Annotated in this window: 10 protein-coding genes; 1 reads left to right on the top strand and 9 read right to left on the bottom strand. The window is 72.8% G+C overall.

The annotated features are described in order from the left end of the window. Positions 1-20: 20 nt before the first annotated feature. The 8 genes from K311_RS0114255 to K311_RS17905 are packed head-to-tail and all read right to left on the bottom strand — an operon-like array spanning position 21 to position 9,284. The gene (locus K311_RS0114255) at positions 21-416 is read right to left on the bottom strand and encodes an MAPEG family protein (RefSeq protein WP_026817847.1); all 396 of its coding nucleotides are present in this window, start codon (positions 414-416) and stop codon (positions 21-23) included. Between the two features lie 58 nt (positions 417-474). Next, positions 475-1,641, bottom strand: coding sequence for a diguanylate cyclase (locus K311_RS17230; RefSeq protein WP_081683482.1), 1,167 nt, complete (start codon positions 1,639-1,641; stop codon positions 475-477). Then, the gene (locus K311_RS0114245; RefSeq protein WP_026817846.1) at positions 1,638-2,627 is read right to left on the bottom strand and encodes a chemotaxis protein CheB; all 990 of its coding nucleotides are present in this window, start codon (positions 2,625-2,627) and stop codon (positions 1,638-1,640) included. Before K311_RS0114245 ends, K311_RS17230 begins: the two co-directional genes overlap by 4 nt. Beyond that, positions 2,624-5,266, bottom strand: coding sequence for a hybrid sensor histidine kinase/response regulator (locus K311_RS0114240; RefSeq protein WP_051240200.1), 2,643 nt, complete (start codon positions 5,264-5,266; stop codon positions 2,624-2,626). The genes K311_RS0114245 and K311_RS0114240 overlap by 4 nt, the downstream gene beginning before the upstream one ends. Continuing rightward, complete coding sequence (locus tag K311_RS17225) at positions 5,263-5,901, bottom strand: chemotaxis protein CheW (protein ID WP_051240199.1); 639 nt, start codon at positions 5,899-5,901, stop codon at positions 5,263-5,265. Before K311_RS17225 ends, K311_RS0114240 begins: the two co-directional genes overlap by 4 nt. Beyond that, on the bottom strand, positions 5,898-7,175 hold the full coding sequence (locus tag K311_RS17220) for a CheR family methyltransferase (protein ID WP_051240198.1): 1,278 nt from the start codon (positions 7,173-7,175) through the stop codon (positions 5,898-5,900). Before K311_RS17220 ends, K311_RS17225 begins: the two co-directional genes overlap by 4 nt. After that, complete coding sequence (locus K311_RS17215) at positions 7,172-7,621, bottom strand: chemotaxis protein CheW (protein ID WP_051240197.1); 450 nt, start codon at positions 7,619-7,621, stop codon at positions 7,172-7,174. Before K311_RS17215 ends, K311_RS17220 begins: the two co-directional genes overlap by 4 nt. Before the next feature lie 13 nt (positions 7,622-7,634). After that, positions 7,635-9,284, bottom strand: coding sequence for a methyl-accepting chemotaxis protein (locus tag K311_RS17905; protein ID WP_051240196.1), 1,650 nt, complete (start codon positions 9,282-9,284; stop codon positions 7,635-7,637). Between the two features lie 99 nt (positions 9,285-9,383). On the opposite strand from K311_RS17905, the gene K311_RS0114210 reads away from it, so the two are divergent. After that, positions 9,384-9,974: a DUF1415 domain-containing protein gene (locus tag K311_RS0114210; RefSeq protein ID WP_026817890.1), complete on the top strand. Its 591-nt coding sequence runs from the start codon at positions 9,384-9,386 to the stop codon at positions 9,972-9,974. A gap of 90 nt (positions 9,975-10,064) precedes the next feature. Here K311_RS0114210 and K311_RS0114205 read toward each other — a convergent pair whose 3' ends face one another. After that, positions 10,065-11,846: an acyl-CoA dehydrogenase C-terminal domain-containing protein gene (locus K311_RS0114205; RefSeq protein ID WP_026817844.1), complete on the bottom strand. Its 1,782-nt coding sequence runs from the start codon at positions 11,844-11,846 to the stop codon at positions 10,065-10,067. Positions 11,847-11,950 lie beyond the last annotated feature (104 nt).

Below are 11,950 nucleotides of genomic sequence, written 5' to 3'. Positions count from 1 at the left end.
AACCCGGAGGCGGGCGGGCGTCAGCGGAGGACGAGCTGCCAGGCGATTCCCCAGGCCGCCTGCAGCACCAGCGCCAGGATCGCCAGCATCGACAGCACGAACGGGATCGCCCGCGATTTCGCCGCGTCGAGATAGGTCAGCGCGTAGGCGGTGCGGGCGATCAGCCAGACCGCGCCGAGCGCCGCCGTCAGCAGCGGCATCCCGTGGCACCAGCTCGCGGTCCACAGCGCCGGCAGGAACATCAGCGCCGATTCGAAGGTATTGGCCTGCACCCGGAAGGCGCGCTGGAAGCCGTCCGGACCGGTGGTCGAAGGCGCGGCGACACCGTAGCGGTGGCGGGCGCGGCCGACGAGGTAGCTGGTCCAGCCCAGCAGCAGAACCGTGGCGAGGGTGACGAGGCCGATCAGCGGGTACATGCGGGGTTTCTCCGTGGGGCCGGCGCGTGGGGCTCGGCTTAAGACGTGGACTCGGGCCTTAGGGGGCGGACTCGGGCCCGGGGATCGCGACCAGTTCGACGCCCCGGCCGTGTTCTCGGCGCAGACCGAGGGCGTCGAGGCTCAGGTCGGAGATCCGTTCGACGATCGCCGGATCCGGCCCCGGGAACACGCCGTAGCCACGATTCCGCCCTTCGAGCTTGCCGAGGTAAAGGGCGAAATCGGCCAGATGCAGGACCTGCTCGCGGCCCAGCCGCATCCCGTCCGCGGCATGCCAGGGCGCCGGCGCGAAACCGAGCGAGCAGGTCACCTTCAGGCTCACTCCGCCGGGCAGCTTCATCGGTTCGCCGCCGACCGCCTGCAGGATGCGCCGCGCGAAATCGACCGCACCCTCGCGGTCGTAACCGTGCCCGACGACGAGAAACTCCTCGCCGCCCCAGCGCAGGATGCCGTCGCTGTGGCGCAGGTCGCGGCGCAGCCGCCGCGCCACTTCGACGAGCACCGCATCACCGGTCTCGTGGCCGTGGCGATCGTTGATCTGCTTGAAGTGGTCGAGGTCGAACAGCGCGAACGTGAACATCCCCGGCGTGTGGTTGCGGCGCTCCTCGGCGGCGACGTCGGTGACCGGCGCCTGCTCGAGGAAGTAACGCAGCCAGCGGCGGTTGCGCAGGCCGGTCAGGGCATCGGTGAGACTGGCCTCGGTCAGCTCACGGTTCATCAGTTCGAGCTGGCGCTTCTGCTCCTCCATCTGCCGGTTCGTTTCCTCGAGCGCGGCGCGGCTCTCCATCAGTGCCTGGAAGGCCGCCTCGCGCGCCGCGGTCGCCGCCGCCGCCTTCGCGTGGTAGCGCACCCGCGCGACCAGCTCGAGCGGGCTCGGCAGCTTCACCACGTAGTCGTTGGCGCCGCGGCGGAAAGCCTCGACCTTGGTCTCCGGTTCCTCGGCGCCCGACAGCATCACCACCGACACGTCGGTCAGTTCGGGATCGGCGCGCAGGCGCTGCAGTACCTCGAGACCGTCCACCGGTTCCATGTTCAGATCGAGCAGGACCACGTGCGGGCGGATCTCCAGCGCGGTGACGATCGCCGAGTCGGCGTCGTCGACGGTGGTGACCTCGAGTTCGGGCGCCAGCCGCAGGATGCCGCGCACCGCCTCGAGGATGATCGGCTGGTCGTCGATCACCAGCACCCGCAGTTTTTCCGCACTCATTGCCTGCCCCTGTCGATGTGGCGCACCAGCGCCGGTCCTATCGCCGCCAGATCCAGTGCCTGGGTCGCCGCGCCGGAAGCGATCGCCGCCCGCGGCATGCCCCAGACGACGCTGCTGGCCTCGTCCTGCGCCAGTGTGTGCCAGCCGCGCCGGCGCATCTCGTCGAGCCCGGCGACGCCGTCGCTGCCCATGCCGGTGAGCAGCGCCGCCGCGCCCGGCGAGGCATGCGCGGCGAGACTCAGGAACAGCGCGTCGACGCTGGGCACATGCAGTTCACCCGGCCGCCCATGCTGGTGCCCGAACTGGAACGAGGGCAGCAGCACCAGGTGACCGCCGGCACCGGCGACGTAGACGCGCCCGGCCTGCGGCCGCTCGCCGCGCTGCGCCAGCGACACCGGCAGCGGGCTCTGGCTGCCCAGCCATTCGGCGAGACCCTGGGTGAAGCCGCTTTCGATGTGCTGGACGATCAGCACCGCCGCGGCCAGCGTCGCCGGCAGCGTCGCCAGCACCCGCGCCAGCGCATGCGGTCCCCCGGTCGAGGCGCCGAGCGCGATCAGCGGCGGACGCACGTCGCCGCCGCGCGCGACGGCGGCCGGCGGCGGCCCGGGCACGACCAGCGAGGCGAGCCGCTGGATCCGTGCGAGCGCACGCGGACCGCCGACGAGCTCGCCGCTCTCGGTCAGCCGCGGCGGTTCGAGCAGGCCGAGGGCGCCGTAGCCGAGCGCCTCGTAGGCATCGCCGGCGCCGTCGCGTTCGCTGACCGCGATCACCGCGATGCCGGCGGCCAGCAGGGCCGGTAAGCGCGCGGCGCGCGTGCCGAGCAGGTGCAGGTCGGCGAGCAGGAGCTGCGGCGGGTCGCGGCGGCAGAACTCCTCCATCGTGTCGCTGTCGCCGGCGCTCCAGGCCAGTTCCAGCGGGCTGCGTGCGAGCGCGCGGCGCAGCGCTTCGCGGACGAGGCGGTCGGCGTGCGCGACCGCCAGCCTCACGCGCCGACCTCGGCGTCGCCGATCAGCTGGTGGACGACGTCGAGGAAGCCGTGTTCCTGGAAATCGGCCTTCGTCAGATAGGCGTCGGCATGCACCTCGAGGCCGCGCGCGCGGTCCTCGGGGCGGTCGCGGTAGGAGACGATCACGACCGGCAGCGCGCGCAGCTTCGGGTCCTGTTTCAGCGACCGGGTGAGCTCGATGCCGTCCATGCGCGGCATGTCGACGTCGGTGACCACGAGGTCGCAGGGCCATTCGCGCAGGCGCGCCCAGGCGTCCATGCCGTCGACCGCGACCTCGACCTCGTAGCCGCGCGCGACCAGCAGCTGGCGCACCAGTTCGCGCACCGAGATCGAGTCGTCGACGACCAGCACGCGGCGCAGCGCCCGCGGCGCTTCCTCCTCGCCGCCGGCGAGCCGGCCGAGTTCGCGTTCGTGTTCCAGCGCGCCGCGCAGCAGGTCCTCGATGTCGAGCAGCACCACCGGGGCGCCGTCCGGCATCAGCGCCAGCGCCGCGAGGTCGGCGACGCGGCCGAGGCGCGGGTCCAGCGGCCGCGTCGCCAGATCGAACTCGCCGAGCACGGCATCGACCGCGAAGCCGACGCGGCGGTCTTCATGAGCGACGACGACGATGTCGATCTCTTCGCCGGCCGGCCGGGTCGTGCCCAGTTCGAGCAGTTCGGCCAGCGGCACCAGACCCACCGCGTCGTCGTCGAGCGCGAGGTATTGCAAGGCGCCGCGGCGGTGCAGCCGGTCGTCGCCGGCGCGCACCAGGCGCTCGATGCGCTGCAGCGGGAAGGCATAGGTCTCGCCGGCGACCTCGACCGCGACCGCGCGGGTGACCGCGCGCGAGATCGGCAGCCGCAGCGAGAACACGGTGCCGCCGCCGCGGCGCGAGTGCAGGCTCACCTCGCCGTCGAGCTGCGTGAGCATCTGCCGCACCGCGTCGAGGCCGACGCCGCGGCCGCTGATCTCGCTGACCTCGTCGCGGGTCGAGAAACCGGCGACGAACAGGGTCTCGGCCAGTGCCTCCTCGTCCAGCGCGGCGGCCGCCCGGGCGTCCAGGCCGCGCTGTTTCTGCCAGCGCTTGCGCACTTTCGCGTAGTCGACGCCGGCGCCGTCGTCGGCGACCTCGATCGCCAGCATGCCGGCGCGGTAGCTGGCGCTGATGCGCAGCGTGCCTTCCTCCGGCTTGCCGGCGGCCAGGCGCACGGCCGGCGCCTCGATGCCGTGGTCGACGGCGTTGCGCAGCAGGTGGGTCAGCGGGGCGTCGAGGCGTTCGAGCACGTCGCGGTCGACCGCCAGCTGCTCGCCCTCGACGATCGCGCGCACGCGCTTGCCGAGGCTGCGCCCGAGATCGCGCACGACCCGCGGGTAGGCCGCGGCGATGTCGGAGAACGGCCGCAGCCGGGTCTGGTTCGCGAAGTGGTACAGGCGTTCGGTGAGGTCGGCCGACTCGCGTTCGAAGGCGCTGAATTCGTCGAGCCAGTGATTGATGCGGTGGCGGGCATCGGACAGCCGGTGGCGCAGGCCGGCGACCAGCGCGCCGATCGCGGTGTCGGCGCCGGGCGCGCCGAGGGCGCGGTGCAGTTCGTCGAGGGCGCGCGCGCTGTCGCCGAGTTCGCGGCGCAGGCGCAGCTGGCGCTCGCCGAAGCCGCGCAGGCGGCGGTTCTCGACGATGCCGTCGCCGGCGAGTGCGATCAGCCGGCCGATGTGGCTGGCGCGCACGCGCAGGATCGGGTCGGCTTCCTCGACGTCGATGTAGGTCGGCGCGTCGGCCGGCGGCGCCATCGCGCCGCCGGCGGCGGACGCCGGCGCCGGCGCGGCGGCCGTCGTCGCCGTCCCGGCGTCCGCGGACAGCAGCGCCGCGGTGGTGTCCGCGGCGGCCTGGCGCGCGGCCTCGCCGTCATCGGTACCGAGCCGGCGCAGGCGGTCGACCGCCTGCAACGCCAGTTCGAGCAGCGCCGGCGGCAGCGCTTCGCCACGCTTCTGCGCCGCGCTCAGCCGGTCTTCCAGCGCATGCGAGAGTTTCACTGCCGGGTCGATGCGCACCGCCCGCGCGGCGCCCTTGATCGAGTGCGCGGCGCGCATCAGCGGCGCGATCAGCTCGAGCCGCTCCGGCGCCTGCTCGAGCTGCAGCAGCACGCGTTCCATCGCCTGGCACTTGTCGGCCATCTCGGTCGCGAACAGCGTGCGCAGGCGCTGGTCGGCGGCGCTGGCGGGTGCCGTCTCGACCGCCGCGGCGGAAGCCGGCGTGGCGGCAGGCGGGGCCGCCGGCGCGCCGCCATCGCCGAGCACCGGCGGCGGCGTCGCCACCGGTTGCAGCGCGGACGCCGCGAAGGCCATCGCCTCGTCGAACGGCAGCCCGGCGAGGTCGTCCAGCGCCATCAGCAGGGTGCGCGCCTCGTCGCCGTCACCGGCACGGCCACCGGGCGAACGCCACAGCGGCTGCAGGCGGGCGACGAAGTTCAGCAGCGGGGTGTCGCCGAGCACGCGGGTGCTGCCGGCGAACGCCGCAAGGCGCTTCTGCCACTGCGCCGACGCGGCCGCATCCCAGCCGCCGGTCAGCTGGCCGGCGAGTTCCTGCAACTGCGGCAGCAGCCGCCGCAGTTCCTGCTGCATCAGCGGCCAGAGCGCGCTCATCCGAACACCGCCGCGCGCAGCAGTCGCGCCACCGCCTCGCCGTCGAGCAGCGCCACCGCGACGCCGTCGTCCTCGGGCAGCAGCGCGCGCACGCATTCGTCGAGCGGGGCGCGCAGGGTGTCCGGCGGCGGCGTCTCGCGCTCGGGCGGGTAGCCGACCAGGCCGCGCACTTCGTCGCAGCGGAAGGCCAGCGGGCCACCGGCGTCCTCGATCAGCACCAGGCGGGTGCCGCGCCCGGACTCGGTGCGGCGGCCGAGCCCGAGCAGTTCGCCGAAAGCGATGCACAGCCGCAGTTCGCCGCGGACGTTGACGACGCCTTCGATGCGGCCGGCGGTGCGGTGCGCGAGCCGGCGGACCGGCGGGTCGGCACCGACCTCGCCGACCAGCGCCGGCGGCAGCCCGAGCCACTGGCGGCCGATGCGGAACACCAGCGCGGTCGCGCGGCCGGCGCCGGCGCCGGCGTCGTCGAGGCCGGCGTCGTCGGCCACGGCCGCCGATTCGCGCTGCAGCAGGTTGCGCGCGGCGCCGGAGAACACTGGGCAGTTGCGGCAGTGCAGGACCTCGGCGAGGCGTTCGCAGCTGTGGTCGCCGCCGTGCACGCCGATCGTGCGCCAGCAATGGGCCACGGCGTTCATGCGGCACCTCCGGGCGTCGCGCGATTGCGCAGGCGGCCGGCGCGGGCGCGCAGGTCGGCGGCGCGGCCACGTTCACCGCGGCGTTCGGCGAGGGCGATGCGCTGCTCGAGCGCGTCGAGGTGGCCGCGGTCGAGGTAGAGCACCTGGCCGAAGGCGCGGTCGGCGGCGTCGATGTCGCCGGCCGCCGATTCCAGCAGGCCGAGCAGGAACAGCGCGGCGACGTCGTCGGGCCGGCGCGAAAGCTGCGCCAGGCAGGCCGCGCGCGCTTCGCCGACGCGGCCGGCATCGGCGAGCCGGTGCGCCTCGGCGATCGGGTCGGCGGCGACCGCGGTATCGGCGTCGTCGGGCACGGCGGCCGCAGGTGGCGGCGCCGGGCGGGGCGGCGGCGGGCGGGAAGCGGGGGGCGCGGCCGCGGCGGCAGTCGCCGGCCGCGGCATCGGCGCGGGCGCCGCCGGCGATTCCCGGCGCGATGCCGGCGTTTCGCCGGCCGCGCGGCTGCCGGTGGCGGTCACGAAGGTCAGCGGACTGCCGCCGGGCCAGGGCTGCAGGCGCTGGTCGAAACTGCTGAGCACCTCGGCCTGGCCGGCGAACAGCAGCCCGTCCGGTCGCAGGCGCGAGAGCAGCGCCAGCAGCACCCGCCGGCGCGCGTCGGCATGCAGGTAGATCAGCAGATTGCGGCAGAACACCGCGGCGAACGGCGCCTCGTCGGCGAGCAGGCGCGGATCGAGCGCATTGCCGGTCCGGAAACGCACGCAGCGGCGCAGCAGCGGGTCGACCCGGTAGCCGCCCTCGCCGGCCGGGTGCAGCCAGGTCGCCGGCGGCGTCTGCCCGCGGAAGACCGAGCGGCGGTAGAGGCCGGCACCGGCCTTCGCGATCGCCGCCGGCGACACGTCGATGCCGAGCACCTCGAACTCGCCGGGCGCCAGGCCGGCGTCGAGCAGCGAGATCGCCGCCGACCACGCTTCCTCGCCGGCGGCGGACGGCAGGCAGAGCACCCGATAGGGGCGCGCGGGCAGGGCACGTGCATGCCGCGCGAGGTCGGCGAACTGTTCGCCGGCCCGGAAGAACCAGCTCTCGGGCACCGTGAAGGCTTCGACGCAGGCGGTCCAGGCCTGGCCATCACCGACGACGCGCGCGTGCAGCGCCAGGTCGTCGGCGACGCCGAGGCGGCGACGGGCCTCGGCGCAGGCATCGTCGATCACGCGCTCGCCGAGCGTCGCCGGATCCAGGCCGATGCGCTCGCGCAGCAGGTCCAGCAGGGCCTCGCGGCTCATGCGGCGGCGTCCGCGACGAACAGCGCCGCCAGCTCGTCCGGCAGCAGCCGCGACGGATCGAGCAGCTGCGGCAGCCCCGGCGGTTCGGCCAGGTGCGCGCCGAGCCACGGGGCGTCGGCGAGTTGCAGGCCGGGGACGGTTTCGCCGGCCGGCACCAGGTCGAGCACGTCCTCGGCGAGCAGGCCGACCAGGCGCGCGCCGCCGGTCTGTTCGGCGACCGACACGATCACGATGCGGCTCGAATGCACGGGCCGGGCATCGCGCTGCAGCACCAGCCGGCAGAGGTCCACGACCGGCACCAGCGCCCCGCGGAAGGGCAGCAGGCCGGTGACCGCCGCGGGTGCGAGCGCGACCGGCCGCAGTACGTGCCGCGGCAGCACCTCGACGACGCAGCGGCCCGGCAGCGCCAGGCGCAGCTCGCCGATGCTGAAGCAGAGCGCGAGCATCGACAGCGCCGGCTCAGTTGCCGCCGACGTTGAACTGGGCGATCTCCTGTTTCAGCACGGAGACCGCGTCGCGCAGGCTCTCGGTGGCGCTGTTGAACTCGCGCAGCGACACCGAGGTCTGGCGTGCGCCCTCGATCAGCTGGCCCATCGCGTCGCCGATCTGGCGGGCGCCCTGGCTCTGGCTCTTCATGCCGTGGTTCACCGCGTCGAAGCGTTCCGACAGCGTCTTGACCTGGCCGATGATCTGGCCGAACTGGCCGCCGACACGGGCGACATTGCCGACGCCGCTGCGCACTTCCTCGGCGAAGCGGTCGATCTCCATCACACCGGCAGAAACCGCGCCCTGCATCTGCTTCACCATCTGCTCGATGTCGAGCGTCGCCACCGCGGTCTGGTCGGCGAGGCGGCGGATCTCGCGCGCCAGCACCAGGAAGCCCAGGCCCTGCTCGCCGGCCTTCTCGGCCTCGATCGCGGCGTTGATCGACAGCAGGTTGGTCTGGTCGGCGACCTTCGAGATCGTGGTGACGACACCGGTGATCTCGGCGGCTTCCTCGCGGATCGCGGCGAGGCGGGCGGCCATGGTGTTCGCGGCCTGGGCCATGCGCTCCATCGTCGTGTCGAGGTTGCGCAGGCCGGCCTGGCCTTCCTCGGCGAGGGTGGCGGTCTGGCCGGCGACGGTGTTGACGCCGTCCATCGTCGACATCAGTTCCTGGCTGGTCGCGCTGATCTGCTTGACCGCGGCGGCGATCTCGCTGGTCGAGGCGCCGAAGCTCTGCACCGTCGCTTCCTGCTGGCGGCTGGTCGCGGCGAACTCGGTCGCCGTGCTCATCAGCTCGATCGAGGCCTGCTTGGCGCGGGTGACCAGGGCGCGCAGGCTGCGGGTCATGCCGGCGATCGCGTTGAGCAGCTGGCCGGCCTCGTCGCGGCCGTCGGTGGTCGGCACCTCGGTCGCGAGGTCACCGGAAGCGACCTGGTGGGCGATGCCGGCGGCGAGCTGGATGCGGCTCGACAGCGTGCGCGCCGAGCGGTGCGCGTACAGGGCCATGAAGGTGACGACCAGCAGGATCGCGGTGCCGAGGAACAGCAACGTGCGCGTGCGGGTCGCGACGACGTTCTCGGCGGAGGCCTCGTAGGCGATGTTGTTCGCGGTCGAGATCTCGACGACGCGGTCGACCGCCAGGCGATGCTTCTCGTAGGCCGCGCCCATCTGCGCCAGCGCCCGGCGCGCGCGTTCCTGGTCGCCGGCGCGGATGGCCGGCACGAACTGCTCCTCGCGCAGGCGGAAGAAGTCCTGGGCGTGGCGATTGGCGAGGCCGACCATGTTGTCGCGCAACTCGCTCTCCGGAAGCGTGCGGTCCCAGAAGGCCTGCCGCGCCTCGAACTGCTGGCGCAGCGTGTCGCCGCGGTCGACGAGCTTGGAGATCTTGGTCGCGTCGGTCTCGTCGGCCATCTGCAGGGCGAGCAGATAGGACTCGATGATGTAGGCCGGCGGCGGCAGTACGTCGGCGATCAGATCCTCGCCGAGGATGATCTCCGTGTAGATCGGGCCTTTGACCCGCACCTCTTCGAGGGTGCGCCAGGTGGTGAAGCCGAAGATCAGGAACAGCACCGCGAAAGCGAACACCAGCAAGGTGAGCTTCCCGGCAAGCAAGGACTCGCGCATCGCCACTTCCCCCTGAACGTGACGTCGCCATTTGAACACGTCGCCGCGGCGCGTGGCAGACTTCCGGACCCGCACCGGATCCACCGGCAGGAGGTCGCCATGCCCCGGCATCCGTCGTCCACCCCCGCTCCCGGGGATACCGACGCCCACGTCGTCGCGGCGACCCGCGTCTGGCTCGAGAAGGCGGTGATCGGCCTGAACCTGTGCCCCTTCGCGAAGGCGGTGCACGTCAAACGGCAGATCCGCTACGTGGTCAGTCATGCCGGCGACGTCGAGGCACTGCTGGCCGACCTGCTGCACGAACTGCAGCTGCTCGCCGCCGCCGACCCGGGCGACATCGAGACGACGCTGCTGATCCACCCGGAGGTACTGGGCGATTTCCTCGACTACAACGACTTCCTCGATCTCGCCGATGCGGCCGTCGAGGAACTCGGGCTCGACGGCGTGCTGCAGGTCGCCAGCTTCCACCCGCACTACCGCTTCGCCGACAGCGAGGGCGAGGACGACATCGCCAACTTCAGCAACCGCTCGCCGTATCCGACCCTGCACCTGCTGCGCGAGGACAGCGTCGATCGCGCGGTCGCCGCGTTCCCGGAGGCGGAACGCATCTACGAGGCCAACATCGAGACGTTGCGCCGACTCGGGCGCGCCGGCTGGGACGCGCTCTTCAAGCGCGCCCCCCCACCGTAGGAGCGGCTTCAGCCGCGATGCTCTCTTCCTCCCACCGACCCGCAGGAAGAGCATCGCGGCTGAAGCCGCTCCTACAGGAGGGGGCGGGGATCAGAAGGCGTCTTCGGGCAGCGCCATCAGCACCGCCGCACCGGCGCGCGCTTCCGCGAATCGCTGCGCCGTCTCCGGCAGCAGCCACGCGAAGTGGAAGCGGGCCGTCGCGAGCTTGGCGGCGTGGAAGGCGTCGTCCTGGCGGTCGATCGCGATCGCCGCCATCCGCGCCCACAGCCAGGCGAAGGCGAGGTGGCCGCAGATGCGCAGGTAGGGCACCGCCGCGGCGCCGAGCTCGTTCGCATCCTGCGGCACGCGGGCACCGAGCTCGCGGGTCAGCGCGACGGTGTCGGCGAGCAGCGTCGCCAGCGGCCCGGTGAACTCGCGCAGGTCCTCGCGGGCCGCGTTCTCCTGCAGGAAGGTCTCGACGTGACGGGCGAACACGGCGAACTTCGCGCCGCGGTCGGCGAGCACCTTGCGGCCGAGCAGGTCGAGCGCCTGGATGCCGTTGGTGCCCTCGTAGATCATGTTGATGCGGGCGTCGCGCACGAACTGGTCCATGCCCCATTCGCCGATGTAGCCGTGGCCGCCGAGCACCTGCTGGCACAGCGTCGTCGTCTCCCAGCCGTTGTCGGTCAGGAAGGCCTTGACGATCGGCGTCAGGAAGGCGACCAGCTCCGCCGATTCCGCGCGCACCGCCGGATCCGGATGCCCGTGCTCGCGGTCGATCAGCAGCGCGACCCAGGCGGCGAGCGCGCGCCCGCCTTCGACGTAGGCGCGCGCGGTCAGCAGCATGCGCCGCACGTCGGGGTGGACGATGATCGGGTCGGCCGGCTTCTCCGGACGCTGCGCGCCGGCGGCCGCGCGGCCCTGCAGGCGGTCCTTCGCGTAGGCCGCGGCGTTCTGGTACGCGACTTCGGCCTGGCCCAGCGACTGCATGCCGACGCCGAGGCGCGCCGAATTCATCATCACGAACATCGCCGCCAGGCCCTTGTGCGGCTCGCCGACCGGCCAGCCGGTGGCGCCGTCGAAGTTCATCACGCAGGTGGCATTGCCGTGGATGCCCATCTTGTGTTCGATCGACCCGGCCTGCAGGGTGTTGCGCACGCCCGGCCGGCCGTCGGCGTCCGGCAGGAACTTCGGGACGAGGAACAGCGAGATGCCCTTCGTGCCCGCCGGCGCGTCCGGAAGCCGCGCCAGCACCATGTGCAGGATGTTGTCGGCGAGGTCGTGCTCGCCGGCGCTGATGAAGATCTTGCTGCCGGTGATCGCGTAGCTGCCGTCGCCGCGCGGTTCGGCCTTCGTCTTCAGCAGGCCGAGGTCGGTGCCGCAGTGGGCCTCGGTCAGGCACATCGTGCCGGTCCACTCGCCGGAGACGATCTTCGGCAGGTAGGTCGCCTTCTGTTCGTCGGTGCCGAAGGCCACCAGGCATTCGTAGGCGCTGTGCGACAGGCCGGCGTACATCAGCCAGGCCTGGTTGGCCGAGTTCCACATCTCGTAGCAGCGGTTGTTGACCACCAGCGGCAGCCCCTGGCCGCCGAATTCCTCGCTGCAGGACAGCGCCGGCCAGCCCGCCTCGACGAACTGGCGGTAGGCCTCCCGGAAGCCGGGCGGTGCGGTGACCACGCCGTCGCCGTGCCAGGTGCAGCCTTCGCGGTCGCCGATCAGGTTCAGCGGCTGGATCACCTCGCTGGCGAAACGCGCCGCCTCGGCCAGCACCGCCTCGATCGTGGCGCGGTCGAGGCCAGCGTGTCGCGGCAGCGCGGCCAGCTCGCGCTCGACGTCGAGCAGGTCGAACAGGACGAAGGACATGTCGCGCAACGGGGCGGAATAGCTGGGCATGACGGGCTCCGGAAGTTCGCCGGCGACTCTACCATACTGGTCCGTACGGCCAACCGGCAGGGGCGGCTCCGGCGCGATCGGCCTATAGTCCCGGCGTTCTGAAT

This window comes from Arenimonas composti TR7-09 = DSM 18010 (genome assembly GCF_000426365.1).
GTDB classification, from domain to species: domain Bacteria; phylum Pseudomonadota; class Gammaproteobacteria; order Xanthomonadales; family Xanthomonadaceae; genus Arenimonas; species Arenimonas composti.
The sequence above is the reverse complement of the archived record's forward strand: the minus strand, read 5'-3'. Positions and strand labels throughout refer to the sequence as shown.